This is a genomic window from Jiangella alkaliphila, assembly GCF_900105925.1.
Lineage (GTDB): Bacteria > Actinomycetota > Actinomycetes > Jiangellales > Jiangellaceae > Jiangella > Jiangella alkaliphila.
In genome coordinates this window covers 4,998,090-5,022,926 of the sequence record NZ_LT629791.1, presented here as the reverse complement: position 1 = coordinate 5,022,926, position 24,837 = coordinate 4,998,090, and the positions used below count along the sequence as shown (strand labels likewise).

General features: G+C 73.6%; 28 protein-coding genes and 1 pseudogene. 14 read left to right on the top strand and 15 right to left on the bottom strand.

Features of this window, described 5'->3' with window-relative positions; genetic code table 11:
- Window position 1 precedes the first annotated feature (1 nt).
- Window positions 2-589 carry a GNAT family N-acetyltransferase gene (locus tag BLV05_RS23025; RefSeq protein ID WP_046770061.1) on the top strand — a complete coding sequence of 196 codons (588 nt, stop codon included), beginning with the start codon at window positions 2-4 and terminating at the stop codon, window positions 587-589.
- A 10-nt stretch (window positions 590-599) separates the two neighbouring features.
- Here BLV05_RS23025 and BLV05_RS23020 read toward each other — a convergent pair whose 3' ends face one another.
- Both BLV05_RS23020 and BLV05_RS23015 read right to left on the bottom strand, forming a co-directional pair.
- A complete protein-coding gene (locus BLV05_RS23020) occupies window positions 600-1,907 on the bottom strand; it encodes an HRDC domain-containing protein (protein WP_197683274.1) in 1,308 nt (435 codons plus the stop codon).
- Window positions 1,904-2,506, bottom strand: coding sequence for a DUF3000 domain-containing protein (locus tag BLV05_RS23015; protein WP_046770060.1), 603 nt, complete (start codon window positions 2,504-2,506; stop codon window positions 1,904-1,906). Before BLV05_RS23015 ends, BLV05_RS23020 begins: the two co-directional genes overlap by 4 nt.
- Before the next feature lie 59 nt (window positions 2,507-2,565).
- Between BLV05_RS23015 and hemE the strand changes: the two genes are divergently transcribed.
- On the top strand, window positions 2,566-3,660 hold the full coding sequence (hemE, locus tag BLV05_RS23010) for a uroporphyrinogen decarboxylase (RefSeq protein WP_046770156.1): 1,095 nt from the start codon (window positions 2,566-2,568) through the stop codon (window positions 3,658-3,660).
- Here hemE and BLV05_RS23005 read toward each other — a convergent pair.
- Entirely contained in the window at window positions 3,612-4,574 is a 963-nt protein-coding gene (locus BLV05_RS23005) for a DUF4349 domain-containing protein (RefSeq protein WP_046770059.1), read from the bottom strand. The genes hemE and BLV05_RS23005 overlap by 49 nt on opposite strands.
- Window positions 4,575-4,688: 114 nt before the next feature.
- Here BLV05_RS23005 and hemG point away from each other — a divergent pair, with 114 nt between their 5' ends.
- Both hemG and hemQ read left to right on the top strand, forming a co-directional pair.
- Entirely contained in the window at window positions 4,689-6,116 is a 1,428-nt protein-coding gene (gene hemG, locus BLV05_RS23000) for a protoporphyrinogen oxidase (RefSeq protein WP_046770058.1), read from the top strand.
- The gene (hemQ, locus tag BLV05_RS22995) at window positions 6,113-6,820 is read left to right on the top strand and encodes a hydrogen peroxide-dependent heme synthase (protein WP_046770057.1); all 708 of its coding nucleotides are present in this window, start codon (window positions 6,113-6,115) and stop codon (window positions 6,818-6,820) included. Before hemG ends, hemQ begins: the two co-directional genes overlap by 4 nt.
- On the opposite strand, the gene BLV05_RS22990 is transcribed toward hemQ, so the two are convergent.
- On the bottom strand, window positions 6,817-7,539 hold the full coding sequence (locus tag BLV05_RS22990; protein ID WP_046770056.1) for a hypothetical protein: 723 nt from the start codon (window positions 7,537-7,539) through the stop codon (window positions 6,817-6,819). The two genes, hemQ and BLV05_RS22990, sit on opposite strands and share 4 nt — an antisense overlap.
- Window positions 7,536-7,796, bottom strand: coding sequence for an RNA polymerase sigma factor (locus BLV05_RS37105; protein WP_197683272.1), 261 nt, complete (start codon window positions 7,794-7,796; stop codon window positions 7,536-7,538). Before BLV05_RS37105 ends, BLV05_RS22990 begins: the two co-directional genes overlap by 4 nt.
- Before the next feature lie 39 nt (window positions 7,797-7,835).
- Between BLV05_RS37105 and BLV05_RS37100 the strand changes: the two genes are divergently transcribed.
- A complete protein-coding gene (locus BLV05_RS37100; RefSeq protein ID WP_197683836.1) occupies window positions 7,836-7,976 on the top strand; it encodes a hypothetical protein in 141 nt (46 codons plus the stop codon).
- Here BLV05_RS37100 and BLV05_RS38700 read toward each other — a convergent pair.
- The 3 genes and pseudogenes from BLV05_RS38700 to msrB all read right to left on the bottom strand — a co-directional run.
- Window positions 7,943-8,038: pseudogene (locus BLV05_RS38700) on the bottom strand (RNA polymerase subunit sigma-24); the annotation flags it as partial. The gene BLV05_RS37100 and the pseudogene BLV05_RS38700 overlap by 34 nt on opposite strands.
- An 86-nt stretch (window positions 8,039-8,124) precedes the next feature.
- A complete protein-coding gene (locus tag BLV05_RS22980) occupies window positions 8,125-8,574 on the bottom strand; it encodes a GNAT family N-acetyltransferase (RefSeq protein WP_046770055.1) in 450 nt (149 codons plus the stop codon).
- Window positions 8,575-8,578: 4 nt separating this feature from the next.
- Complete coding sequence (gene msrB, locus BLV05_RS22975) at window positions 8,579-8,995, bottom strand: peptide-methionine (R)-S-oxide reductase MsrB (protein ID WP_046770054.1); 417 nt, start codon at window positions 8,993-8,995, stop codon at window positions 8,579-8,581.
- Window positions 8,996-9,092: 97 nt separating this feature from the next.
- Between msrB and BLV05_RS22970 the strand changes: the two genes are divergently transcribed.
- Complete coding sequence (locus BLV05_RS22970) at window positions 9,093-9,512, top strand: DoxX family protein (RefSeq protein WP_046770053.1); 420 nt, start codon at window positions 9,093-9,095, stop codon at window positions 9,510-9,512.
- Window positions 9,513-9,548: 36 nt separating this feature from the next.
- On the opposite strand, the gene BLV05_RS22965 is transcribed toward BLV05_RS22970, so the two are convergent.
- The 5 genes from BLV05_RS22965 to BLV05_RS22945 all read right to left on the bottom strand — a co-directional run bounded on the left by BLV05_RS22965 (window position 9,549) and on the right by BLV05_RS22945 (window position 14,987).
- Window positions 9,549-11,429: an HNH endonuclease signature motif containing protein gene (locus tag BLV05_RS22965; RefSeq protein ID WP_152690853.1), complete on the bottom strand. Its 1,881-nt coding sequence runs from the start codon at window positions 11,427-11,429 to the stop codon at window positions 9,549-9,551.
- 91 nt (window positions 11,430-11,520) lie between these two features.
- A complete protein-coding gene (locus BLV05_RS22960) occupies window positions 11,521-12,567 on the bottom strand; it encodes a DNA polymerase domain-containing protein (protein WP_046770052.1) in 1,047 nt (348 codons plus the stop codon).
- Entirely contained in the window at window positions 12,564-13,118 is a 555-nt protein-coding gene (locus BLV05_RS22955; protein ID WP_197683271.1) for a hypothetical protein, read from the bottom strand. Before BLV05_RS22955 ends, BLV05_RS22960 begins: the two co-directional genes overlap by 4 nt.
- Window positions 13,119-13,203: 85 nt before the next feature.
- Window positions 13,204-14,268: an ATP-dependent DNA ligase gene (locus BLV05_RS22950; RefSeq protein ID WP_046770051.1), complete on the bottom strand. Its 1,065-nt coding sequence runs from the start codon at window positions 14,266-14,268 to the stop codon at window positions 13,204-13,206.
- A 32-nt stretch (window positions 14,269-14,300) separates the two neighbouring features.
- Complete coding sequence (locus tag BLV05_RS22945) at window positions 14,301-14,987, bottom strand: pyrimidine reductase family protein (protein ID WP_046770153.1); 687 nt, start codon at window positions 14,985-14,987, stop codon at window positions 14,301-14,303.
- Window positions 14,988-15,002: 15 nt separating this feature from the next.
- Here BLV05_RS22945 and zapE point away from each other — a divergent pair, with 15 nt between their 5' ends.
- The 4 genes from zapE to BLV05_RS22925 all read left to right on the top strand — a co-directional run bounded on the left by zapE (window position 15,003) and on the right by BLV05_RS22925 (window position 17,433).
- Entirely contained in the window at window positions 15,003-16,046 is a 1,044-nt protein-coding gene (gene zapE / locus BLV05_RS22940; protein WP_407717027.1) for a cell division protein ZapE, read from the top strand.
- Window positions 16,047-16,120: 74 nt separating this feature from the next.
- Window positions 16,121-16,681, top strand: a complete 561-nt coding sequence (locus BLV05_RS22935; protein ID WP_046770050.1) for a DJ-1/PfpI family protein — start codon at window positions 16,121-16,123, stop codon at window positions 16,679-16,681.
- A gap of 55 nt (window positions 16,682-16,736) precedes the next feature.
- Window positions 16,737-17,018 carry a CopG family ribbon-helix-helix protein gene (locus tag BLV05_RS22930; protein WP_063932585.1) on the top strand — a complete coding sequence of 94 codons (282 nt, stop codon included), beginning with the start codon at window positions 16,737-16,739 and terminating at the stop codon, window positions 17,016-17,018.
- Window positions 17,011-17,433 carry a type II toxin-antitoxin system VapC family toxin gene (locus tag BLV05_RS22925; protein ID WP_197683269.1) on the top strand — a complete coding sequence of 141 codons (423 nt, stop codon included), beginning with the start codon at window positions 17,011-17,013 and terminating at the stop codon, window positions 17,431-17,433. The genes BLV05_RS22930 and BLV05_RS22925 overlap by 8 nt, the downstream gene beginning before the upstream one ends.
- A 62-nt stretch (window positions 17,434-17,495) precedes the next feature.
- Here BLV05_RS22925 and BLV05_RS22920 read toward each other — a convergent pair whose 3' ends face one another.
- The gene (locus BLV05_RS22920; protein WP_082155413.1) at window positions 17,496-19,757 is read right to left on the bottom strand and encodes a HelD family protein; all 2,262 of its coding nucleotides are present in this window, start codon (window positions 19,755-19,757) and stop codon (window positions 17,496-17,498) included.
- Between the two features lie 90 nt (window positions 19,758-19,847).
- On the opposite strand from BLV05_RS22920, the gene BLV05_RS22915 reads away from it, so the two are divergent.
- The 4 genes from BLV05_RS22915 to BLV05_RS22900 all read left to right on the top strand — a co-directional run bounded on the left by BLV05_RS22915 (window position 19,848) and on the right by BLV05_RS22900 (window position 23,417).
- On the top strand, window positions 19,848-20,690 hold the full coding sequence (locus BLV05_RS22915) for a PPK2 family polyphosphate kinase (protein WP_046770047.1): 843 nt from the start codon (window positions 19,848-19,850) through the stop codon (window positions 20,688-20,690).
- Between the two features lie 150 nt (window positions 20,691-20,840).
- Entirely contained in the window at window positions 20,841-21,263 is a 423-nt protein-coding gene (locus tag BLV05_RS22910; protein ID WP_046770046.1) for a DUF6220 domain-containing protein, read from the top strand.
- Window positions 21,260-23,152 (top strand): multicopper oxidase family protein, encoded by a 1,893-nt coding sequence (locus BLV05_RS22905; protein ID WP_046770045.1) that lies wholly within the window; start codon window positions 21,260-21,262, stop codon window positions 23,150-23,152. The genes BLV05_RS22910 and BLV05_RS22905 overlap by 4 nt, the downstream gene beginning before the upstream one ends.
- The gene (locus BLV05_RS22900; protein ID WP_046770044.1) at window positions 23,139-23,417 is read left to right on the top strand and encodes a hypothetical protein; all 279 of its coding nucleotides are present in this window, start codon (window positions 23,139-23,141) and stop codon (window positions 23,415-23,417) included. The genes BLV05_RS22905 and BLV05_RS22900 overlap by 14 nt, the downstream gene beginning before the upstream one ends.
- Before the next feature lie 67 nt (window positions 23,418-23,484).
- On the opposite strand, the gene BLV05_RS22895 is transcribed toward BLV05_RS22900, so the two are convergent.
- The gene (locus BLV05_RS22895) at window positions 23,485-24,744 is read right to left on the bottom strand and encodes an MFS transporter (protein ID WP_046770043.1); all 1,260 of its coding nucleotides are present in this window, start codon (window positions 24,742-24,744) and stop codon (window positions 23,485-23,487) included.
- Window positions 24,745-24,837: the final 93 nt, after the last annotated feature.

Below are 24,837 nucleotides of genomic sequence, written 5' to 3'. Positions count from 1 at the left end.
CATGCGTCTGGAGAACGTCGAACCTCCGAGCGGATTGACGACGGACGGCTTCGTCCTGCGGCCGATCCTGGCCACCGACGCCGAGCTCGACTACGCGGCCGTCATGGAGAGCCGGGACTACCTGCGCACCTGGGAGCAGACGACCTGGCCCGAGGACGACTTCACCGTCGCCGCCAACCGGGCCGACCTGGAGAAGCTGGAAGAGCGGCACGTCGCCCGCCAGGCGTTCACGTACACCGTCATGGACCCGGCCGGCACGGAGTGTCTCGGCTGCGTCTACCTCATGCCGACCGACGGGCGCTCGTTCGCCGGGGCGCGCATCACGCCGGTCGGCGACCACCGGTGGGACGACTACGCCGCGGCGGTCTACTTCTGGGTGCGCCGGTCCCGGCTGGCGGCGCGGACGGACCGGGTGCTGCTCGACGCGCTGCGGACCTGGCTGGCGACGGACTGGCGTCTGGGCGGCTATCTGTTCGTCACCAACGAGCAGTTCACCCAGCAGGTCGAGCTGATCCGCGACACCGACCTCGAGCTGCGGTTCGAGGTCGAGGAGCCGGACAAACCGGGCCGCTATCTGGCCTACGAGTAGGACGGCCGCCTCAGGCGGCGGGCTCCGGCGGCCCGGCCTCCGGCGACCCGGCCTCCGGCGCGGGCGGCTCAGGCGGGGCCTCCGGCGGCGACGCCGGCTCCGGCGGGGCCGGGTTCGCGAACGCGTCGGCGACGGCGTCAGCCGTCAGCTCGATCTGCCACTCCCGGGCGCCGCGCGAGCGGAACAGCTCGCCGATGGCCTCGGCGGTCGCCGGCGCCGGCGGCTGCCAGGCCGCCCGGCGCAGCGTGTCGGGGGTCAGCAGGTTCTCGACCGGCAGCTCGTTGGCCTCGGCGATCTCGCCGACGCGGGCGCGCGCGGCGGTCAGCCGGGCGGCGGCGTCGGGCTGGCGGGTCGCCCAGGCGCGCGGCGGCGGCGGGCCGTCGTACGGCGCGGTCTGCGGCGGCAGCTCCTTGTCGGGCAGCGCGCGGGCGTCGGCGACGGCGCCGAACCAGCGCGACAGCTCGCGCCGCTGCGACCGGCCCCGGTAGACCGGCATCGCGGACATCGCCTCGGCGCTGGTCGGCATGGTGAGCGAGGCCTCGACGATGGCGGCGTCGGGCAGCACCCGGCCGGGGGAGAGGTCGCGCTGACGGGCCAGTTCGTCGCGGGCGTACCAGAGCTGACGGACGACGGCGAGCCGGCGGCGGTCGCGGATGCGGTGCATTCCGGACGTGCGCCGCCACGGGTCGGCGCGCGGCTCCTGCTGCGGCGCCGCGGCGATGGCGGCGAACTCTTCGTGCGCCCAGCCGAGCTTGCCGGCGTCGCGCAGCCGCTCCTCCAGCGCGTCGCGCAGCTCGACCAGCAGCTCGACGTCGAGGGCGGCGTAGCGCAGCCAGTCCTCGGGCAGTGGCCGGGTGGACCAGTCGGCGGCCGAGTGGCCTTTCTCCAGCGCGTAGCCGAGCACGCTGTCGACCAGTGGCCCGAGCCCGACGCGGGGGAGCCCGAGCAGGCGGCCGGCCAGCTCGGTGTCGAACAGCCGGACCGGCTTCATGCCGACCTCGGCGAGGCAGGCGAGGTCCTGCGACGCGGCGTGCAGCACCCATTCGGTGTCGGCCAGCGCGGCGCCCAGCGCGGACAGGTCGGGCAGCGGGATCGGGTCGATCAACGCCGTGCCCGCGCCCCGCCGGCGCAGCTGGATGAGGTAGGCGCGGTGGCCGTAGCGGTAGCCGGACGCCCGCTCGGCGTCGACGGCCACCGGTCCGTCGGCGGCCGCGAACGCCGCGATCGTGGCCTTCAGCGTGTCGTCGTCGGTGACGACGTCCGGAAGGCCGTCGCGCGGCTCCAGCAACGGAGTCGAGGCGTCGTCCGTCAAAGTCAACGACCCCGCCTACGACGTGTGGGTGGCATCGGGACGACGCCGGCCGGCAGCGGCATCAGGCCGGCCGCCGTCGTCAACGCGTCGCCCCAGGCCAGGGCCTGCGCGGTGAGGTCGGGCTCGAGCGGCGTCCAGGACGCGCGGATCTCGATCTCGGCGCTGGCCAGCTCGCCGGCCATGCCGCCGAAGCCCTCGGACGCGACCCGGGTGACGGTGCCGCTGGCCGCGGTGTACGGCGCGGACCGGCCGGCCAGCGAGTCGATGATCCAGGTCCAGCCGACGGCGAGCAGCAGCGGGTCGGCGCCCATCTCGGGTTCGAGGCTGGCGCGCAGGTACGTGACGAGACGGAACTCGCCGTGCCAGGACTCCTGGCCGGCGGGGTCGTAGAGCAGCACGAGCCGGCCGGTGGCGGTGGCGTCCTCGTCGGCCTCGTCGACGAACACGTCGGCGCTGAGCGCGTGTGTGTGCGGCGCCAGCCGCTTCGGTGCGGGGGTCTCCTCGAGCCGGACCTCGCGCCGGAACTGCGCAGACGTCAGTGAACGCACGGCACGCTCGAAGACAGCCGGTACCCCCGGCTGGAGACCCTCGGTGTCCCTTGCCACAATTGGCAGACTAGGCCCGTTTGACGGTCGCGTCAGGCAGGCACGCCCGCCATGCGACGATCAGTGATGTGACCGTGACCTACGACGAGAACGCCGCCGCGCCCGCGGATCCGTCCGACAGCCTGTTCGCGCGCGCCTGCCGAGGCGAGCGCACGAGCCGTCCACCTGTGTGGTTCATGCGGCAGGCCGGGCGCTCGCTGCCCGAGTACCGCCGGCTGCGCGAGGGCGTGCCGATGCTGGAGTCGTGCACCCGGCCCGACATGGTGACCGAGATCACGTTACAACCGGTCCGGCGCTACGGTGTCGACGCCGCCATCTTCTACTCCGACATCGTGGTGCCGCTGCGTGCGGTGGGTGTCGACGTCGACGTGAAGCCGGGTGTGGGGCCGGTGCTCGGCCGTCCCATCCGCAGCCGGGCCGACCTCGACCTGCTGCGGCCGCTGGAGCCCGGCGAAGTCTCGTTCGTCGACGAGGCGGTGCGCGCGCTGGTCGGCGAGCTGGGCGGCACTCCGCTGATCGGCTTCGCCGGGGCGCCGTTCACGCTGGCGTCGTACCTCGTCGAGGGCGGGCCGTCGAAGCACCACGAGGTCACGAAGGCGCTCATGCACAGCGACCCGGAGCTGTGGCACGAGCTGCTCAGCCGGGTCGCCGGCATCTCCGCGATGTTCCTCGACGTCCAGGTGCGGGCCGGCGCGAGCGCCGTCCAGCTGTTCGACTCGTGGGCCGGTGCCCTGTCGGCCGCCGACTACGCCAAGTACGTCCACCCGCACAGCGCCGAGGTGCTCGACAGCGTCATCGACGTGCCGCGCATCCACTTCGGCGTCGGGACGTCCGAGTTCCTGCCGCTGATGGCCTCGGCCGGCGCCGACGTCGTCGGTGTCGACTGGCGGCTGCCGCTGGACGAGGCCGCCCTGCGGGTGCCGGGCAAGCCGCTGCAGGGCAACCTCGACCCCGCGCTGCTGGGTGCGGACTGGCCGGTCGTCGAGCGCGAGGTGCACCGCATCGTGGCCGAGGGCCGGCGGGCGCCGGCGCACATCTTCAACCTCGGCCACGGCGTGCTCCCGGCCACCGACCCCGGCGTGCTGGCCCGGGTGGTCGAGACGGTTCAGGCGGCGGGCGGCGCGGGGGTGGCGGGGGCCGCGGCCGGCGCCTGACCCCGTCGGCGCCGCGTGATCCGGTAGGCGGGGACGCCGACCAGCGCGGCCAGCGCGGCGAACGGCAGCACCGCCCCGAGCGCGGTCAGGAACCCGCCGCCGACGGCCACGAACGCGTCCCACCCGCCGGCCAGCCCCGCGAGGAACCCGCGGTCGTCGTCCTCCTCCTGCGGCGGCGGGGCCTCGCCCTGCTCGTACAGGTGCAGGGTGACGGTGGCCATCGTGGTCAGCCCGGCCAGCTGCTGCTGCCGGCTCAGCAGCGCGTCCAGGTCGGCCTCGCGGGTGGCCAGCTCGGACTCGATGCTGACGACGTCGGTGAGCGCCGTCGCGTCGGCCAGCAGGGCGCGGATGCGGACGATGCTGGCCCGCTGCGACTCGATCCGCGACGCGGTGTCGACGACCTCCTGGGTGACGTCCTCAGTGCCGCGGCTGCGGCTGGTGACGTCGCCGAGCGTCTCGAGCTCGGTCACCGCCTGCTGGTGGCCGTCGGCCGGGACCTTCAGCGTGAGGACGGCGTCGCGGTCGCCGTCGACCTGCTCGCTGGCGACGAAGCCGCCGGACGTCGTCGCGATGGCGGCCGCCCGGTTCGCCGCCGCGACGACGTTGTCGGTCTCGATGGAGAGGTCGACGGTGTAGATGATGGACCGGCCCTCAACGGCGGAGGCGACGTTCGCGAGGACGCCGCCGTCGGACTGGGCCTCTTCGGGCGCGGCCTCGTCCTGGGCGGCATCGTTCTGGGCGGCCTCGCCGTCGCCCTCGCCGGCCGGGGCGTCGGCCTCGGGGGCGGAGAGGTCGGCCGCGGAGCCGCCGGCGCTGTCGCTGCCACTGTCTGAGTCGTCGGAGCCGCCGCAGCCGGCCAGAGCCAGCGCCGCGAGCAGGGTGATGGTCGTCCCGAACACCGTTCGTCGTGTCATGACGCCTCCCGAGGTCTGTTGCCTGATTCGACGGCTCGACCTTCGCCAGGGTTGCGGAACCGCTGGTCACGATCGGGGAACGACCTGGTCACGGGCGTGGGAGGGGTGCATGCCATGCTGGGGCGCGTGATCGATGTGCGGGTGGCGGTGGTCGGCGGCGGGATCAGCGGACTGGCGGCGGCGTGGTTCCTGCGGCAGTCGCTCGGGCCTGACGCCGAGATCGTCGTGCTGGAGAAGCAGCCGGTCGTCGGCGGTCACCTGCGGGTGTCCGACGTCGCCGGGCTGCCGGTCGACGAGGGCGCGGAGTCGCTGCTGGCGCGCCGGCCAGAGGCGGTCGACCTGGCCGTCGCGGTGGGACTGGGCGACGACGTGGTGCATCCGGCGTCGGTCGGTGCGGGGCTGTGGAGCCGCGGCGCGATCGTGCCGCTGCCCGCCGGGACGGTGATGGGCGTGCCCGCCGATCCCGCGCAGCTGGCCGGGGTGCTGACGGTGGCCGAGATGACGGCGGCGATCGCCCGGGACGCGTCGTATCCTCAGCTGCGGGTCGAGGAGGACGTCGCGATCGGGCGGCTGGTGCGGTCGCGGTACGGCGACGCGGTGGCGGACCGGCTGGTCGAGCCGCTGCTCGGCGGCGTGTACGCGGGGCGCGCGGACGAGCTGTCCCTGGACGCGACGGTGCCCGCGCTCGGGGCGGCGGTGCGGACGGCGCGGACGTTGGGCGAGGCGGTCGCCGCGGCGTCGCCTGGTGCGGCGGCGGGGGCGGGGCCGGTGTTCGCCGGCCTGACCGGCGGCGTCGGGCGGTTGCCGGGCGCGGTGGCGGCGGCGTCCGGTGCGGACGTCCGCACCGGCGTGACGGTGCGCTCGGTGGAGCGGACGGCGGATGGCTGGCGGCTGGTGATCGGCCCGGTCCCGGAGCCGTCCGTGCTGGACGTGGACGCGGTCGTGGTGGCGACGCCCGCGGTGGCGGCGGCCCGGCTGCTGGCGGACGCGGCTCCGGCGGCCGCGGCCGAGCTCGGCGGGGTCGAGGCGGCCAGCATGGCGATCGTGACCCTGGCCCTCCCAGCGGACGGGTTCCCGGCGGCGCCGTCGTCGACCGGGTTCCTGGTGCCGCCGGTGGACGGGCGGACGATCAAGGCGGTGACGTTCTCGTCGGTGAAGTGGCCGTGGCTGGGTGGGCGGGCCGGCGGGCTGGTGCTGCTGCGCGCGTCGCTGGGCCGGCACGGCGAGGCCAGCGACCTGCAGCGCGACGACGACGAGCTGGTCGCGGCCGCGCTGGCCGACGTCCGCGCGGCGACCGGTTACGCGGGCGCCGTCGCCGACTCGCGGGTCACCCGGTGGGGCGGGGCGCTGCCCCAGTACGCCGTCGGCCACCTGGACCGCGTCGCGAGGGTGCGAGCCGCCGTCGACGCCCTGCCCGGGCTTGCGGTCTGCGGGGCCGTGTACGACGGCGTCGGCCTGGCCGCCTGCGTCGGCGCGGCCCACGATGCGGCCAGTGGGGTGGCCGCGTACCTGTCGGACCGGCGTGCCAGGATCGAGACATGAGCGACGACACCGCGGCCAGGCCGAAGGCCCGCGAGCTGAACCAGGTCATCCGTTACACCATGTGGTCGGTGTTCCGGCTGCGCTCGCCGCTGGGCGCCACGTCGCGCGCCGAGCTCGCCGACGAGGTCACGGCGCTGTTCGCCGAGCTCGCCGCCAAGGACGTCGTCGTCCGCGGCACCTACGACGTCGCCGGCCTGCGCGCCGACGCCGACCTGCTGATCTGGTGGCACGCGCCGGCCATCGAGGACCTCCAGACCGCGTACCACCGGTTCCGCGGCACCGCGTTCGGCCGCCAGTTCGACCCCGTCTGGTCGCAGGCCGCGCTGCACCGTCCGGCCGAGTTCAACAAGAGCCACGTCCCGGCGTTCCTGGCCGACGAGGAGCCGCGCGCGTACGTGTCGGTGTACCCGTTCGTGCGGTCCTACGAGTGGTACCTGCTGCCCGACGCCGAGCGCCGCCAGCTGCTCGCCGAGCACGGCAAGATGGCCCGCGACTACCCCGACGTGCGGGCCAACACGGTCGCCTCGTTCTCCCTCGGCGACTACGAGTGGATCCTCGCCTTCGAGGCCGACGAGCTCCACCGCATCGTCGACCTCATGCGGCACCTGCGCGGGTCGGCGGCCCGGCGGCACGTCCGCGAGGAGATCCCGTTCTACACCGGTCGTCGGCTGGCGCTGTCCGAGCTGGTCGCGGCGCTGCCCTAACCGGTCACCTCGAGTTCGAGCGGCCCGCTGTAGAGCGTGAAGGCGTCGACGAACTCGAACTCGACGTAGACCTGGTAGGTGCCGGGTTCGAGCGGCTCGTGCTGCGGTTGCGTGGTCTCGTCCGGGGTGCACTGACGTAGGAACGAGTGCACCGGGTAGGTGACGCTCTGGCCCTGAGCCAGCATGACGCCATGGAGCGACGCCTGCTGCGGACCCACCTCCGTGACCACTGAGTCATCGCGGACCACGAACGCTCCGGGGAACCGGCCCGTTGCGCCACTGAAGGGCTCTTCGCTGACATTGGTAATGGTCGCGGTGCCGATGGGCTCCGCCCAATCGCGGTCGAGATCCACGGTGTCGTCGAGGTCTACGGTCATCTCCAGGGGCGTCTCTGGCGCCAGGCCCTGCGTCGCCACCTCTTCGCCACAGCCGGGCGCGTTGAACGCCAGCTGTGGACCCGGCGGCGGCGACTTCTCGACCGTCGGCGGGCCGCTCGGTGTGGGTGTCGACTCGCCGGCCACCGGGGGCGGGCCTTCCTGGTCGAGGAGGCCCACCGCGGCCACGGAGGCGGCCGTCGCGGTGAGGACGACAGCCGCGCCCGCCGAGGCGAGCCGGGCCCGTCGCCGGCGGACGATGCGGCCGTGCAGCCGGTCGAGGTCGAGCGTGCCGGGGCCGGGGGCGTCCGCGGCCAGGTCGTCGAGTCGGGTACGCAGAGTCATCGCAGTCCCTCCCGCGAGTCGCTGAGCAGGGGTTCGAGCCGGGCGCGGGCGTCGCTGAGGTGCCGCTTCACCGCGCCGGGAGCGCAGCCGAGCACGTCGGCGACCTGCGCCACGGAGAGGTCCTCGTAGTAGTGCAGCACCACGCAGGCCCGCTGCCGCGGCGACAGCGTCGCCAGCGCGGACCGCAGGTCGGCACCTTCGACGACGACACCTTCCGGCCCGGCGACGTCGGGACGGGCGGCCAGCAGGTGCCGCACCCGCCGCCACCGCCCCGACCTCCGCGTCCGTCGACGTGGATGGTGAGGATCGCGCGCCGCACGTACGCCTCGGCCGACTCGAGCGTCAGCCCGCGCGTCGTCCGGCCGAAGGCGCGCAGCAGCGCCTCCTGCACCAGGTCCGACGCCTCGGCGCCGTCGCCGGTCAGCAGGTACGCGTAGCGGAGCAGAGCCTGGCCGCGGGTCTCCGCGAGGTCGGTGAAGACGTGCTCCCAGCTCGCCACCCGGCCACCTCCGCCCTCTCACCCACTAAGACGAACAGCGCGGCGATCCGGTTGGGGGTGGGGTTGCGATGAAGGATCGACGCCCGTCACTGCGGCGCCGGGCGGGCCATCGGCAGGTGCGGGATGTGGCCGTCGAGGAACTCGGGGCCGGTGACGGAGAAGCCGTAGCGGGCGTAGAAACCGGCCAGGTGGGACTGCGCGGCGAGTACGCATCGACGGTCGCCGATGTGCTCCAGCGCGGCCGACATCATCCGCCCGGACAGTCCGCCGCCACGAGCGTCGGCGGCGACAACGACCCGGCCGATGCGGGCCGCGCCGTCGGGATCGTCGAGGATGCGCAGGTAGCCGACCGGCTCGTCGCCGCGGGCGAGCCAGAGGTGGACGGCGGACGGCTCGAGGTCGCGGCCGTCCAGCTCGGCGTAGGGGTCGCCCTGCTCGACGACGAAGACGTCGGTGCGCAGGCGCAGCAGCCGATAGAGCGTCGTCGCGTCGAGCTGGTCGATGGTGGCGATGTGCAGGGTGAGGTCGGCGGTCACCGGCTCAGTGTGCCGGATCGGCCTCGCGCCGCTGCAGGGAGATGCCGTTGATGCAGTAGCGCAGGTCGGTCGGGGTGGCGAAGCCCTCGCCCTGGAAGACGTGGCCCAGGTGCGAGCCGCAGCGGGCGCAGCGGACCTCGGTGCGGACCGAGCCGAAGCTACGGTCCTCGATGTACTCCACGCGGTCCTCGGCCAGGGGCTCGTAGAACGACGGCCACCCGCACTGGGCGTCGAACTTGGTGGCGGACTCGAACAGCTCGGCGCCGCACGCGCGACACGAGTACACGAACGGCTGGTCGTCGGCGTACTCCAGCGGGCTGGTGAAGGCGCGCTCGGTGCCGGCATCGCGCAGCACGTGATACTCCTCCGGCGTCAGCTCCGCGCGCCACTCGGCGTCGCTCTTCTCGATCGGATAGCTCATGTCCGGTAAACCCCCTGGAAGACGCCAGGATTCCCAGGTGTGAGCGTACGCCGCCGTGGCAATGATCAGGACGGAACTACTCACTCACGGAGGCGACATGGACGTCGTGTTCCTGATCGGCCGTATCCTCTTCGCCGCGATCTTCATCGGCAGCTCGGTCGCCCATCTCACCGACCGCGGCGCGATGGCCGGCTACGCGGAGAGCCGCGGGGTCAAGCCTGGTCAACCGGCGGTGTGGGTCACCGGCGGGCAGATCCTGCTCGGCGGGCTGTCGGTGCTGCTCGGCGTCTGGATGGACGTCGGCGCGATCCTGCTCGCGCTGTTCACGCTGTCGGCGGCGCTGCTCATGCACGCCTTCTGGCGAGACAAGGACCCGGTGACCCGCCAGCAGGAGATGACCCAGTTCATGAAGGACATCTCGCTGACCGGCGCGTCGCTGATCCTGCTCTTCCTGGTCTGGGAGCTGGGCGACGCCACCCCGCTGACCATCACCGACCCGCTCTTCGACGTCGACTGACGGCCGCTGCGCCGCGCACCCGGCCGCCGCCAGCCGTCAGAACGGCGGCGGTTCCGGTACGTGCGGCAGGGCAGGCATGACCGGCGGCGGCCGTGTGATGTGTCGGTGGCCCAGCGGGCTCAGCCAGACCGTGGTGTCTGATGCATGCTTGACGATCCGCCAGCCGCCGTCGTGTTTGAGCCGGTGGTCGTGGCGGCAGCAGCAGCCCAGATTCGCCTCGTCCGTCGGCCCGCCACGGGCGTGATCGACGGCGTGGTCCTGATCGGTGCGGCTGGCTGGAGCCCGGCAGGCGGGGTGCGTGCAGTACCGATCCCGGATCTGCACCACCCGCCGCAGCCGGAGTCGCGCGCGCCGCCGGAACGGGTCGTCCGTGGCGGTGTCCTCGGCTCCGCTGGCGGCGTGTTGGGCGCCGAGGTCGGCGAGCACGGTGTCCCAGCCACACAGCCGGCCGGCGGCGATCAGGTCCGGCAGTTCGCCGGCCCTCAGCTGGAGTTCGACGATCGCCGAACGGCCGCGGCCGGGCGAATGCGCCGGTGCCGGTGGTCCGCCTGAGGCCCGTGGCGACGGTCGGCGGCGGGTGATGCCGCTATCTATCGGGCGGCCGTCGTGGCCGCAGATCACCCAGCGCCATTCCGCATCGCTCATCGTGGCCAGCAGCTGCCGGGCCAGTGTCGCCGGGATGACGTCCCAGCCGACGATCTCGGCCGGATGCTCGTTCAGCCCCAGCAGCGCGGCGACCTCGACGCGTAGCTCTCGAACGCACCACCCGCCCGCTGAGCCGCCGGAAACGGCTGGGCCCGCCGCTCCAACGGTCGCCACCTCGTCGGTCGTGCCCCCTGACATGGCCCCGTCGGCCCGTCGCCGGTCCGAGGCCGCCGCGGACGGTGGGCGGCTCGCGTCCCCGTGACTGCGGCCGCTGCCGTCGCCGGGCTCGTGCTCGGCGAGGTCGGTGAAGGGGTGGGCGAGAACGTGTTCGATGATCTGGTCTTCGGTGAGCCGCTCGAAGGTGCCGTCGAGCATGCCCAGGTAGAGGTCGGCGCGGATGTGGTCGATCGGCCGGGCGTCACGGGCGTGCTTGCACGCCCGCGCGAGCGTGTCGATGCGGTCGCACGCCGCGGCGGCCCGGTCGATCGGCAGATCCAGGCCCTGCACGTTCGCCGTGCCGTCGTCGTTGCGCGATCCCTCGACCCGGCGGCCCTTGACCGCGGCCCGGTAGCGGCGCTCGGCCCAGCCGGGGTCGATGGCGATCGCGGCCCGCTTGATCCGGTCGATCAGCGCACCGACCAGCAACCCGGCGGCCACCGGCAGCAGGGCGGCGATCACCTGAGCGGCGTGGTCGTCGTCCAGTCCGATGGTCCAGTGGACGAACGCACGTGCCCGCGGCTCGTCCAGGACGCCGGCCTCCATCGCCTCACCCAGCATCGGCAGCCGCTCGTGTACCTGCCAGGCGAACTCGAACGTGCTGTCGGCGCGGCGGCGCGACCAGACCAGCGCCGCCCTGGCCTCTTCCGCGGCGAACTCGCCAGGGCTCTGCAGCCGCGACACACCCTCCGGAGTATGCGGCCGGCGCATCCCGGTCTCGAGCAGCGCCCGCAGGAACACCCCCTGCGCATGACACACCTGCCGATACGCCGCGGCCATCACCTCGACGGTGTCATGTCCGCTGACCCGGCGGACCGGGACGCGGGCCAGCGCGGCACCCAGCTGCGGGCCGGGTGGCAACGACCCGAGATCGGACGGCACCGGGACCGGCCCGGACCCCGCATCGCCGCCGGAGCCAGACCGGCCACTGCGGCGTCCGAGCAGGAACCCGGCAACCGCGTCATCGAGCCGACGGACCGCAGGATCGTCGTCCTGCACCAGTCGGATCTGCTCCGCCGCCCAAAGGCCGGTGCGACTGTCGAGAGCTGTGCGCACGCCGAACCTCCTCGTGTCTACAACGGAACATCTGTCGACATGAGAAGTATAATTCGAACACAAGGGCGGCGCAATTCGACGGCTGGGTGCGTCAGTCGAAGGTCGCGCGGCGGGACGGCTGGACACGCAGGGGCTCGCCGGGCATCTTCGGGTACTCCGGCGGGTAGGGCAGGTCGCCGAGGTCGTGGTCCTTCTCGTCGCGGGCGGCCAGTTCCAGCAGCGGCTCCAGCGAGTACGCGACCTCGGCCACGCCGGCATGGAGGTCGCCGACCGAGGCGAACCGGGCCGGCATCGTCGTGATGTCGAAGTCCTCGGGCCGGGCGTCGTCGACCTCGTCCCAAGACAGCGGCGCCGACACCGTCGCCCGCGGCTTGGGCCGGACGGAGTAGGCGGAGGCGATGGTGCGGTCGCGGGCCATCTGGTTGAAGTCGATGAAGATGCGCTCGCCCCGCTCCTCCTTCCACCAGTCGACGGTGACCTGCTTGGGCATCCGGCGGTTCAGCTCGCGGCCGAACGCGATGACGGCGCGGCGGGCCTGGACGAAGTCCCACTCGGGCCGCACCGGGACATACAGATGCATGCCGCGGCCGCCGGACGTCTTCGGGAAGCCGTCCATGCCGAGCTCCTGGAGCAGCGCCCGGGCCTCATGGGCGACGGGGACGGCGTCGGCGTAGTCGGTGCCGGGCTGCGGGTCGAGGTCGATGCGCAGCTGGTCGGGGTGCTCGGCGTCGGGACGGCGGACCGGCCACGGGTGGAACGTCAGCGTGCCGAGGTTCGCCGCCCACGCGACCACCGCGACCTCCGTCGGGCAGACCTCGTCGGCGGTGCGGCCGCTGGGAAACGCGACGGTCGCGGTCTCGACGTAGTCGGGCGCGCCCCTGGGGATGCGCTTCTGGTAGAACGCGTCGCCGCGGTTGTCCTGGCGGGTGGACAGTTTGGCGCCCTCGAAGACGCCGCCGGGCCAGCGCTCCAAGGTGGTCGGCCGCTCGCGCAGCGCGCCGAGGATGCCGTCGCCGACGGCGAGGAAGTACTGCACCACGTTGAGCTTGGTGAGACCGCGCTCGGGGAAGTAGACCTTGCTGGGGCTCGAGACCCGGACCATGCGGCCGCCGGCCTCGACCTCGATCGCTTCCCTCATGCGGTGCCCGACGTGGTGTCGTTGCCGGCAGCGCGGCGGTCGCGTTCGGCGGCGTGCTCGGCCTCGACCTCGGACTCCCAGTCGGGCTCGCCCTTGGCCAGCAGGTGCAGCACCGGCACCTTGAGCCGGCGCCGGGCCCGGGCGGTCCAGTCGACGTGGAACAGCTCGGCGACCACGTGCGGGCGGGTGAGGATGATGATCTCGGCCGCACCGCACTCCGTCGACAGCGCGCACAGGCGGTCCAGCGGGTCGGTCGCGGTGACCTCGCCGCCGGCCTGGGCGCCCGCGGCGGCGAACGCCTCCAGCGACTGCGCCAGCGCGCGTTTGCTGGCGGCCCGGATCTCCTCGTGCACCCGCTCGAGGTCGGCCTCGTCGACGTACATGGCGGCCGTGCCCATGACCTCACTGGCCGCGAGCGAGCCGATGGTCGACTCGACCCGGCTGGCGGCGTCCTCGACCGGGATCAGCACGTGATAGCGGACCGGTTCGGGTGTGTCGGCATGCAGCGCCACGATCTGGCGCGCGTCCCAGTCGGCAACGGGCTCTTCCACGAGTACCACGATGTTGTACGACATGGCGCACCTCCCAGGGTCGACGCCCGGCTGCTTCCATTCTGACTCAGATGGCGCAGCATAATCAGCCTAGGACGTCGGCGAGGTCGAACTTGACTGGTTCTTCGAGCTGCGCGTACGTGCACGACGACGGGTCGCGGTCGGGCCGCCAGCGGACGAACTGCGCGGTGTGCCTGAACCGGACGCCCTCCATGTGGTCGTAGCGCACCTCGACGACCCGCTCAGGGCGCAGCGGGACGAACGAGAGGTCCTTACCCGCGCTCCACCGGCTGTACTCGGCGTTGCGCGGCGTGCGGGTGCCCTCTTCCTGCTTCGCCCAGGCCCAGGGGTGGTCGTCGAACGTGGTGACCAGCTCCTGCAGCTCCTCGAACAGTTCCTCGCGCCGCTTCATCGGGAACGCCCCGATGACGCCGACGCTGGCCAGCACGCCGTCGTCGTCGTAGAGGCCGAGCAGCAGCGAGCCGATGCGGTCGGGGCCGCTCTTGTGGACGCGGTAGCCGGCGACGACGCAGTCGGCGGTGCGCTCGTGCTTGATCTTGAACATCGTCCGCTTGTCCGGCTCGTAGAGGCCGTCCTGCGGCTTGGCGATGAGGCCGTCGAGCCCGGCGCCCTCGAACTGGTGGAACCACTGCTCGGCGACGGTCTTGTCGGTGGTGGCGGTGGTGACGTGGATGGGCGCCTGGGCCGCGGCGAACGCCTCGACGAGGGCCGCGCGACGCTCGCGGAACGGCCGCTGCGTGTAGTCGTCGTCGCCGAGGGCGAGCAGGTCGAACGCGACGAACTTGGCAGGCACGGTCTCGGAGAGCATCTTCACCCGGCTGGCGGCGGGGTGGATGCGCTGCTGCAGCATCTCGAAGTCGAGCCGGTCGCCGGCGTCGCCGACCAGCACGATCTCGCCGTCGACCACTGCCCGCTCGGGGAAGTTCGCCTTGACCGCCTCGACCAGCTCGGGGAAGTACCTGGTCATCGGCTTCTCGTTGCGGCTGCCGATCTCGACGTCGTCGCCGTCGCGGAAGATGATGGACCGGAAGCCGTCCCACTTGGGCTCGAAGCTGAGGTCGCCGTCGGGGATCGCCTTGACCGGCTTGGCCAGCATCGGCGGCACGGGCGGCAGGACCGGGAGTCGCATGCGCCCAGTGTGTACCACGTCGCTGACAATGCTCAGGACCGGCGCGCGACCCAGCGCATGAGCAAGGTGTCGCCGTCCTCGATCAGATGGCCGAGCGACCAGTCGCTGCGCAGCGTCGACGGCGCCTCGAGCAGCCGGTGCGACCGGCCGCCGACCATCGACGGCGTCAGCGTGTAGCAGAGCTCGTCCAGCGCGTCCGCCGCGACGATCGCCGCCAGCAGGTGCGGGCCGCCCTCGCACAGGATCCGGGTGAGGCCGCGCTCGGCCAGCGCGCGGACCGCGGCCGGCACGTCCAGCGTCGTCTCTCCGGCCACGACGACGTCGGCGACCTCGCGCAGGGCCGCTTGCCGGTCGGCGGGGGAGGATGCGCAGGTCAGCACGATGGTCTGGTGCGTCGCCTCGGTGAACAGCGGCGCCGCCGGGTCGAGGTCGAGGGACCGGCTGGCGACCGCGATCGGCCGCTGCGCCGGGCCGTAGTGCTCGGCCCGGACGGTGCCCGCGCCGGCCAGGACGACGTCGGCCAGCCGCCGCAGCAGGGACAGCACGACGCGGTCGGGCGGGCTGGACACCGTCGCCGACCGGCCGTCGGGACCCTGCACGGCGCCGTCGAGGCTGGTCACCATGTTGGCCCGCAGCCAGGTCGCGCCGCCGTCGAGCGGGGGATAGGCGTACGCGGCGTCGAGGTCGACGGCGTCGCCGGGCGGATAGAGCTGCTGCACGAGGAGAACCTTACGATTGCCGTCGTGCCGTCTCGCCTCGCAGACCGCCGTCCGGACGTGCCGGCGTCGCGGCTGGTCGCCGACATGGTCCCGCCGCCGCGGTTCCGCGACGTGAGCTTCGAGAGCTACCGCGCCGATCCCGACGTCCCCAGCCAGGCGGCCGCCGTCGCCGCCGCCCGGGCCTTCGCCGCGGCCATCGGTGACGGCGCCGGCGGGCGGCGCCGCGGGTGGTTCCGGAGGACGCCGGACGAAGCCCCGGGCGCGGGGATCTATCTCGACGGCGGCTTCGGCGTGGGCAAGACGCACCTGCTGGCGTCGCTGTGGCACGCCGCGCCGGTGCCGGCCGAACGGAAGCTGTTCTGCACGTTCGTCGAGCTCACCAACCTCGCCGGCGCGCTCGGCTTCGCCGCCACCGTCGAGGCGCTGTCCGCGCACCGGCTGGTCTGCGTCGACGAGTTCGAGCTGGACGACCCCGGCGACACCGTCCTCGTGTCGACGCTGCTCGGACGGCTGTCCGAGCGCGGCGTCCGGCTGGCCGCGACCAGCAACACGCTGCCGGACCAGCTCGGCGAGGGCCGGTTCGCCGCTGCGGACTTCCTGCGCGAGATCCAGCGGCTGTCCGGCCGGTTCACCGTCGTCCGGGTCGACGGCGAGGACTACCGGCACCGCGGGCTGCCGTCGGCCCCGTCGCCGGTGCCGGACGCCGTGGTGGCGTCGTCGGCCGTCGGCGACGGTGTCACGCTCGACGACTTCGACGCGCTGACGGCGCACCTGGCCACCGTCCACCCGTCGCGGTACGGACCGCTGCTCGACGGCGTCCGCCGCGTCCACCTGCGCGGCGTGCGCACCGTCGACGACCAGTCGGCGGCGCTGCGGCTGGTCGTGCTGGCCGACCGCCTCTACGACCGTGACCTGCCCGTCGTCGCCGGCGGCGTGCCGCTGGACCGGCTGTTCACGCCCGAGTTGCTGGCCGGCGGGTACCGGAAGAAGTACTTCCGCGCGGTCTCCCGCCTGACGGCGCTGAGCAGGGACGGCGCGGCCTCTCTCGGATCGCGATAAGAGCCCTGGCCGCGGCGGGTGCGCGGGCGGAGACTGGCTCCGCAGAGGTCCGAAGCGACGAGGAGGTCCGACCCATGCCCAAGGTGCTCATCCTGACCGGTGACGCGGCCGAGGATCTGGAGTTCTTCTACCCGTACCAGCGGCTGCTCGAAGAGGGCTACGAGGTCGACGTCGCCGCCCCGTCGGTGAAGAAGCTGCAGTTCGTCGTGCACGACTTCGTCGACGGGTTCGACACGTACACCGAGAAGCCCGGCCACAGCTGGCCGGCCGACGTCGCGTTCGCCGACGTGAACGTCGACGACTACGTGGCGGTCGTGGTGCCCGGCGGCCGCGCGCCCGAGTACATCCGCAACGACGCCGACGCCCAGCGCATCGTCAAGCACTTCATGGACAGCGGCGCGCCGACCGCCGCCCTGTGCCACGGCCCGCTGCTGCTGGCGGCCGCGAAGACCCTGGACGGACGGCGTTCGTCGGCGTATCCGGCGCTCGCCGTCGACGTCGAGACCGCCGGCGGCACCTTCGTCGACGGCGCCGGCGTGGTCGACGGCAACCTGGTGACCGGCCGCGCCTGGCCCGACCACCCGCAGTGGTTCGGCGCGTTCATGGAGCAGCTGCGCAAGACCGCCCCCGTCTGATCGGGCCCGGCGATAACGCTGTGACATATTTATGTCGCCGCGCTATCGTTGGGGCATGCGAACGACGGTACGCCTCGACGAGGACCTGATGAGGCAGGTCAAGGAGTACGCCGCGCGCAGCGACCGCACCATCACGTCAGTTCTGGAGGACGCCTTGCGCCAGCTACTCGAACGAGAACGCCGCGATGTCGGCGGCCCGCGCGCCGATGTCCTCGCCGTCTTCACCGGTGACGGGCTGTACGCCGGCTTCGATCTGGACGACCGCTCCACCTGGGCCGAGCAGGCCGAGCTGGAGGACGCCGCGCACTTCGAGGCCGTCGATCGTGTTGATGCCTGACGTCAACATCCTGGTCTACGCGCACCGCGGTGAGCTGCCGCAGCATCCGCCGCACCGCGAGTGGCTGCAGGGCCTGCTCGATGGCATGGAGAGCTATGCGGTCAGCGACGCCGTGCTCAACGGGTTCCTGCGGTTGGTGACGAACCGGCGGGTGTTCCGGACGCCGACGCCGCTCGACGACGCGCTTCGGTTTGCCGACGCCGTCCGGCACCGTCCGCAGGCCATCGTCGTCGCGCCGGGGCCGCGGCACTGGCCGATCTTCGAGCAGCTGTGCCGCGACGCCGGCGCCACGGGTCGCGACGTCCCCGACGCGCACCTCGCGGCGGTGGCCATCGAGCACGGGTGCGAATTCGTCACCGCCGACAAGGGCTTCGCGCGGTTCAAGGGCCTGCGCACGAGCGCCGTCCCCGTCTGAGCGGCGATGGTTGAGGGATCCGCGCTGCTCTGGCTACCCGGATCCCTCAACCACGGGCGACCTCAGGCGAGCATCGGCGGCAGCGGCTCGGCGTGCAGCAGGACCAGCCGCTGGGTGGGCCGGGTGACGGCGACGTAGAGGTCGGTCGCGCCGCGGACGGACTCGGCCAGCAGCTCGGCCGGCTCGACCACCACGACGGTGTCGAACTCGAGGCCCTTGGCCTGCCCGGCGGTCAGGACGGTCACCGGGGCGTCCAGGGCATCCGTCGTCGAGGCACGCGACACCGAGACCGGCAGCGCACCGGCCAGGCCGGCGTGCACCTCGTCCAGCCGCGCCACCGGCACCAGCACCGCCAGCCGGCCCGCGCCGATCGCGTCCAGCTCGGCCGACACCTCCGTGGCCAGCTGCTCCACGAGGTCCAGCGACGACCACACCGGCACCTCGCGCGGCGTCTCGCCGGTCGAGCGCACCGAGGTCGGCGGCTCCAGCGCGGGGTCGATGGCGTGCAGCACCCGGGCCGCGAGGTCCATCACCTCGCTCGGCGTGCGGTAGTTGACGGTCAGCGTCTCCTGCCGCCACCGGCCCGGCACGTGCGGCTCCAGCACGTCGGCCCACGAGCGCGCGCCCGCCGCGGCCGCCGTCTGCGCGATGTCGCCGACGACGGTCATCGAGCGGCCCGGCGCCCGGCGCATGACCATGCGCCACGCCATAGGCGACAGCTCCTGCGCCTCGTCGACGATGACGTGCCCGAACGCCCACGAGCGGTCCAGCCCGGCCCGCTCGGCGACACTGCGACGGGCCTCGCCGCCGCGGTAGCGCTCGGCCACCAGCGACGGGTCGACCGGGATCTCCAGCGACAGCTCGTCCAGCAGGTCGCGGGCGTACTGGATCTCGGCCTCCTCGCGCTGCCGGGCCAGCCGGGCCGCCTCGTCGGGGTCGTCGATCTCGCCGAGCAGCTCCGCGGCCTCGTCCAGCAGCGGCACGTCGGACGTCGTCCAGGCGGCGCCGGGCTCGCGCTCGAGCAGCTTCCGCTCCGCCGCCGTCAGGTCACCGCCGGCCGACGCGAGCAGCGACGGCGACGCGAACAGCTCGCCGAGCAGCCGCTCGGGCGTCAGCGCCGGCCACAGCTCATCGACGACGGTGGCGACGGACGGCTCGGCGGCGAGGTCGGCGCGGATCTCGGCGAGGTCGTCCTCGTCCAGCGACTCGCCGAGCACCCGGGCCTGCTCTTCGGCGAGGTGGTCGAGCAGTTCGCGGACGAACACCCGGCGGGCGACGTTGTGCGGACGGCGGGCGCGGCGGGCGCGCGTGCGGGCGGCCCGGGCGGCGGCCGTCGCCAGCGTCAGCTCGACGCGGTCGACCTTGAGCTCGACGGGGCCGGCGGGCAGCCGCTGCCGGTCGCGGACGGCGGCAGCGATGACGTCGGCCATGCGGGGGTCGGCCTTGACGACGGCGACGTCGGCGGGGTCGTCGGTGGTCGCCTCGACACCGGGCACCAGCTCGCCGACCGTCGCCAGCACGACGCCGGTCTCGCCCAGCGACGGCAGTACCTGGTCGATGTAGTGCAGGAACGTGCGGTTCGGCCCGACCACGAGCACGCCACTGGAGCCCAGGCGGTCGCGGTGGGTGTAGAGCAGGTACGCCGCGCGGTGCAGCGCCGCGACCGTCTTGCCGGTGCCCGGCCCGCCCTGCACGACCAGCACGCCGCCCAGCGGCGACCGGATGATGCGGTCCTGCTCGGACTGGATCGTCGCGACGATGTCGGACATGCGGCCGGTACGGTGCTCGGTCAGCGCCGCCAGCAGCGCCGCCTCGCCGCGCAGCGTGCCCTGGCCGCCGGCCGGCATCGCGGCGAGGTCGAACACCTCGTCGTCGACGGCGAGCACCTTGCGCAGCCGGGTCTGGATGTGCCGGCGGCGGACGAGCTCGCCCGGGTCGGCGGCGGTGGCGCGGTAGAACGGCTCGGCGGCCGGGGCGCGCCAGTCGACCAGCAGCTGCTCGTAGTCGTCGTCGGTCAGTCCCATGCGGCCGATGTAGCTGGTGTGGCTGTCACGGAAGTCGAGCCGGCCGAAGCACAGCCCGCGGTCGACCGAGCCCAGCCGCTCCAGCCGCTCGACGTCGCGGGCGACGAACGCCTCGCGGTCCCACACCGAGGCGTGGGTGCCGCCGTGCTCGCGGTACAACGTCGCCAGCCGGGCCGTGAGCCGCGCCTTGAGCTCGTCGAGCCGCTCGTACAGATGGGTGATGTACGGCTGCTCCTCGTCGACGGCATCGTCGTGACCCGCCCCCGGCCGTGCGGCGGCATCGTGCTTCTCGGCGTCGATGACGTTCCCTTTCCGAAGCCGTTCGGTCCAGCCGACCGAATCGTCAATTGTACCGGCACTCGCCCGTATGCCATCCGTTACGCTCGATTGATGAGCCAGCCGACGTGGTCGTCACTTCTCCGTCTGCCGCCCGGGCCGGTCGACCTCGCGTCGCTCGACACCCGCGCCACACCCGGCTTCGACGGCAAGAAGGCCGACGGTCAGGCCGCGCTGCAGGAGCTCGGCCCGGTCATCTCCGACCTGCAGGAACGGCTGTTCGCGGCCGGCCGCGCCGGCGGCGACCAGCGGCTGCTGCTCGTCGTCCAGGGCATGGACACCTCCGGCAAGGGCGGCACCATGCGCCACGCCGTCGGCCTGATGGACCCGCAGGGCGTCAGCATCCGCGCGTTCAAGGCGCCGACCCCGACCGAGCGCCGCCGCGGCTTCCTCTGGCGCATCCGCCAGGCGCTGCCCGAGCCCGGCCAGATCGGCGTCTTCGACCGCAGCCACTACGAGGACGTGCTGGCCGCGCGGGTGCGCAAGCTGGTCCGGCCGGCGGTCGTCGAGTCCCGCTACGAGGCGATCAACGACTTCGAGCGCGAGCTGGCCGGCTCCGGCTGCGTCGTCGTCAAGGTCATGCTGCACATCTCCGCCGACGAGCAGCGCGCCCGGCTGGCCGAGCGGCTGGACGACCCGGCGAAGTACTGGAAGTACAACCCGAGCGACATCGACGACCGCAAGCTCTGGCCCGACTTCCAGCGCGCCTACGAGATCGCGCTGGAGCGCTGCAACACCGACGCCGCGCCCTGGCACGTCGTCCCGGCCGACCGCAAGTGGTACCGCAACCTCGCGGTGACGCAGCTGCTCATCGAGCATCTCGCGCCGCTGAAACTGGACTGGCCGCCGGCCGACTTCGACGTCGAGGCCGAGAAGGCGCGGCTGGCCGCGTCCTGACCCGTGTACGTCAGGGGGAGTAGACGACGGCCGCGCGCCTACGCAGATCTGCGTAGCCGGTTCCGTTCCGGAGCGGACGACTCGCACCCCCGCCTGGGCGAATGATCGCTCCGGGAGCCGGCGGTGTAGCCGGCCCGGAGGGAGCGGGTCATGCGGAAGGTCTTCCTCGGCTTCGCGGTGCTCATGCTCGCGGCGGTCGCGGTGCAGTTCTATTTGGCGGCGGTCGGCGCGTTCGACACCCGGCCGAACGACGAGGCGTTCAGCGCCCACGCGATCGGCGGCACCGTGTTGCTGCTGCTCGCGGTGGTGGCGACGATCATCGCGGCGGTGGCCCGGATGGGCGGGCGGCTGATCGGGATGACCGCCGGGATCGCCGGGCTGACCCTGCTGCAGAGCCTGATCCGGGTGCTCGCCGACGCGCTGAACGACTCCGGCGACACGTCGACGACTGCCGGGCGGCTGGTGTTCGGGCTGCACGCCCTGAACGGCCTGGCGATCATGGGGCTCACCGGCCGGGCGCTCGCGGACGCTCGGCGGCCGGAGCGGACCGAACAGCCTGCCGCCGCCACGTGAGCACCGGCCAGCTGGTCCTCCTCGACCACGGCGTCGCGGTCCTGACGGCGGCGCTCTGGGTGGCCGCGGGCGGGGTCGCGGCGGCCGGGCGGACCCGGCTGGCGCTGTGGCTGGCGGCCGCCGGCGTGCTGGCGGTGGCCGGGCGGCTGGTGCTGGTCGCCGTGCTGGCCGACCGGGGCTGGTGGTTCGTGCAGGAGAAGGTGCTGCTCGGGGTGCCGTTGCTGGTCGTGACGGTGGCCGCGGCCGGCGTGCTGGCCGGGCGGCCGTTGCTGCGCGGGCGTGCGCCGTTGCCGCCGGGCGCGGTGACGGCGCTGTTCGCGGCCGGGTACGCGGCGCTGGCCGGCTTCGTCGTGACGTACGTCGGCGGCTACCCGCTCACCTGGAGCGTCGCGCTGTTCGCCCTGGCCGGGGTCGGCGGTGCGGTGCTGGTCACGGCGCAGGCACTCACCCCGGCACCCACGGCGGCGGGGCCGGCGGTGTCGCGGCGCCGGTTCCTCGCGATCGCCGCCGGGGCCGCGGGCGCCGCCGGGGTGGGGCTGGCGTTCGTCCGCGCCCCGTCGGCCGACGCGGGCGGGGGAGTGGCCGCCGCCCATCCGGCCGGCCACGGCACGCCGGTGACCGACCTCCGCGGCGCGACGACGCCGGCCGCGGGCGGGACCGTCCGGCCGTACACCGTCACGGCCCGCACGGCGACCGTCGCCCTGACGTCCGGGCACGAGGTCGACGCGTGGACGTACGACGGCACGCTGCCGGGCCCGCCGCTGACCGCCGTCCAGGGCGACCTCGTCGAGGTGACGCTGCGCAACGAGGACGTCGACGAGGGCGTGACGATCCACTGGCACGGCTACGACGTCGCGTGCGGCGAGGACGGCGCGCCCGGCACCACGCAGGACGTCGTGGGGCCCGGCGCCGAGTTCGGCTACCGCTTCCGCGCCGACCAGGCCGGCACGTTCTGGTACCACACGCACCAGGTGTCACACGTCGGCGTGCGCCGCGGGCTGTACGGCACGCTCGTCGTCGCGCCGCGCGACGCCGCGCCTGAGGACGTCGACCTCGCCGTGCCGGTGCACACCTACGACGGCGTGCTGGCGATCGGCGACGACGACGGCGTGCTCGACCAGGCCGCCGAGCCCGGCGCGTCCGTCCGGCTACGGCTGCTGAACACCGACTCCGAGCCGCACCGGTTCGGGCTGGCCGGCACCGCGTTCCGGCTGGCGGCCGTCGACGGGCGCGACCTGAACGGACCCGGCGAGGTGTCCGAGCGCGCGCTGCGGCTGCCCGCGGGCGGCCGGTACGACGTCGTGTTCACGATGCCGGACGGCCCGGTCGCGCTGACGGTGGACGGCGAGGTCCGGCTGCGCCTGGGCGGCGGGGACGACGACCCGGCGACGAGCGGCTGGGCCGAGCTGGACCCGCTGCACTACGGCGAGCCGGCCGACGTCCCGTTCACGCTGGACACCACGTTCGACCGGCACTTCACCATGGTTCTGGACCGCGGCGCGGCGATGGTCGACGGCCGGCCGGCGTTTGCGCAGACGGTGAACGGCCGCGGCCACCCGTCCATCCCGGAGCAGGTGGTGGCCGAGGGCGACCTCGTCCGCTTCACCGTCGTCAACCGCAGCCTCGAGACGCACCCGTGGCACCTGCACGGGCACGGCGTCCTCGTGCTGGCGCGGGACGGACAGGCCGCGACCGGCAGCCCGCTGTGGGTCGACACGTTCGACGTCCGGCCGGGCGAGGTCTGGGACGTCGCCTTCGAGGCCGGCAACCCGGGCGTGTGGATGAACCACTGCCACAACCTCCCGCATGCCGACCAGGGGATGATGCTGCGGCTGCGCTACGACGGCGTCGCCGCGATGGCGGGCGGGCACGGCCATGCAGCGCATTGAGCCGCCGGACGCCGGCCCGACGGTGGAGCGCTTGCGCCGCCGCGGCGACGTCATCATCGGCCGGGAGCTGACCCGGCTGGCCGGCCGCGCCCGCACCCTCGGCCCGCGCGACCTCGCCGTCGTCGAGGAGGCGCTGAACGGGCTGGTCGAGCGGCTGGTGCTGGAGCGGCTCCGCGCCGTCCCGCACCGCGCGGCCGAGCTCGACCGCCTCTTCGACGACGCTGACCCCACCGCCGAAGCCACCCCTGACCCGGTCCCACGTTGATCTCCGAGATCAACGCGGCGCACCGTCCTCCTCCTGACGGCGACCCAGCTGACGGCCGGCGGCTGCTCTAGGACGACGGCGGCGAGGGCGACGACGGGGGAGGCGGCGGCGGGCCGAGCCGCGACTGGACCGCCGCCACCCGCCGCGCCACCGCGACCGACGCCAGCCCGGCCGCACCCAGGACCAGGAACGTCTGAGTCAGCGACAGCACTAGGGTCGCGGCGCCGAACAGCGCCGGCGCGGCGAACTTGCCGACGTTGCGGACCATGCCGGTCAGACCGACGTACGTCGAGCGCAGGCCGGGTGGGGCCAGCTCCGTCACCAGCACGTTGTGCGCCACCCCGTATACGCCGTCCTGGGCGCCGAACACCAGCATCGCGGCGATCGCCAGCGCCACCCACTCGCCCACGGCCATGCCGCCGACCGCCAGCGCCGCGACGACCAGGCTGCCGCCGATCAGTTGCGCCGACGTCCAGCGGCCGGCCAGCTTCTCCGTCAGCGCGGCGGAGACCGCGGCGATCGCTGCCGATGCACCCATGACGAGGCCGACGGTGGCCGGCGACAGCCCGAGCTGGCCGGTCGCGAGCAGCGGGTAGTAGGTGATGACCGGGAACTTGAACACGAACCGCATCGCGGCCAGCACCTGCACGCCGACGACCGCGGGCGCCTTCAGCACCGCACGCATCCCGCCGGACCGCGACGGTGCCCCGTCCCCGTCCGAGCCCGCCGCCGGCCCGGAACGCCGCAGTGGCGGCAGTACCCGCCAGGCCAGCACGGCCAGCGGAAGCGCCACCAACTGCAGCGCGAACGGCGACGACCAGCCCAGTCCCCACGCGAGCAGCAGGCCGGCCGCGATGGGCAGCACGGCCTCGGCGATCGCCATCGCGATGATCCGCCGGCTCTGCCCGCGCGCCGCCGCGGCGCCTGACGGAGCGACGTCGCCGATGATCCCGACGGTCAGCGAGAGCACGGCGCCGAACGCCGCGCCCTGCACGAACCGGATCGCCAGCAGCGTCCAGAACGACACGTCCAGCAGCAACAGCCCGCCGCCGAGACCGAACAGCAGCAGCGACCCGGCGATCACCGGCCGGGTACCGACGCGGTCGGCGAGGATCCCGCCGATCAGCGCCGACAGCACGCTCGGCAACAGGTACACGCTGGTGACCAGCGCGACCTCCGCCGAACTGAGGTCGAACCGGTCCTGGATGGCCGGCAGCGCGGGCGCGATGCCCTGAATGCCGGCCGTCACGATCGCCGAGGACAGGCTGGCGACCGCGATCACCCGGCCCGCCGAGACGCCGCCCGAACCCTCCGTCCGTTCCGCCATCGGCCCGCTGGTCCCTTCTCGAGTGGCCGTCGGCGATGACGCCGCCGAACAGCGACCTCAGTGCTGGCACCAGCGCGCCGGCTGCGACGATGC

Bases quoted from the DNA above. Each gene is read 5' to 3' on its own strand.
- BLV05_RS23025 (WP_046770061.1), top strand. From the start codon at position 2: ATGCGTCTGGAGAACGTCGAACCTCCGAGCGGATTGACGACGGACGGC.
- BLV05_RS23005 (WP_046770059.1), bottom strand. From the start codon at position 4,574: ATGACACGACGAACGGTGTTCGGGACGACCATCACCCTGCTCGCGGCG.
- hemG (WP_046770058.1), top strand. From the start codon at position 4,689: ATGCTGGGGCGCGTGATCGATGTGCGGGTGGCGGTGGTCGGCGGCGGG.
- hemQ (WP_046770057.1), top strand. From the start codon at position 6,113: ATGAGCGACGACACCGCGGCCAGGCCGAAGGCCCGCGAGCTGAACCAG.
- BLV05_RS22990 (WP_046770056.1), bottom strand. From the start codon at position 7,539: ATGACTCTGCGTACCCGACTCGACGACCTGGCCGCGGACGCCCCCGGC.
- BLV05_RS37100 (WP_197683836.1), top strand. From the start codon at position 7,836: ATGGTGAGGATCGCGCGCCGCACGTACGCCTCGGCCGACTCGAGCGTC.
- msrB (WP_046770054.1), bottom strand. From the start codon at position 8,995: ATGAGCTATCCGATCGAGAAGAGCGACGCCGAGTGGCGCGCGGAGCTG.
- BLV05_RS22970 (WP_046770053.1), top strand. From the start codon at position 9,093: ATGGACGTCGTGTTCCTGATCGGCCGTATCCTCTTCGCCGCGATCTTC.
- BLV05_RS22960 (WP_046770052.1), bottom strand. From the start codon at position 12,567: ATGAGGGAAGCGATCGAGGTCGAGGCCGGCGGCCGCATGGTCCGGGTC.
- BLV05_RS22950 (WP_046770051.1), bottom strand. From the start codon at position 14,268: ATGCGACTCCCGGTCCTGCCGCCCGTGCCGCCGATGCTGGCCAAGCCG.
- BLV05_RS22935 (WP_046770050.1), top strand. From the start codon at position 16,121: ATGCCCAAGGTGCTCATCCTGACCGGTGACGCGGCCGAGGATCTGGAG.
- BLV05_RS22930 (WP_063932585.1), top strand. From the start codon at position 16,737: ATGCGAACGACGGTACGCCTCGACGAGGACCTGATGAGGCAGGTCAAG.
- BLV05_RS22925 (WP_197683269.1), top strand. From the start codon at position 17,011: ATGCCTGACGTCAACATCCTGGTCTACGCGCACCGCGGTGAGCTGCCG.
- BLV05_RS22915 (WP_046770047.1), top strand. From the start codon at position 19,848: ATGAGCCAGCCGACGTGGTCGTCACTTCTCCGTCTGCCGCCCGGGCCG.
- BLV05_RS22910 (WP_046770046.1), top strand. From the start codon at position 20,841: ATGCGGAAGGTCTTCCTCGGCTTCGCGGTGCTCATGCTCGCGGCGGTC.
- BLV05_RS22900 (WP_046770044.1), top strand. From the start codon at position 23,139: ATGCAGCGCATTGAGCCGCCGGACGCCGGCCCGACGGTGGAGCGCTTG.
- BLV05_RS22895 (WP_046770043.1), bottom strand. From the start codon at position 24,744: ATGGCGGAACGGACGGAGGGTTCGGGCGGCGTCTCGGCGGGCCGGGTG.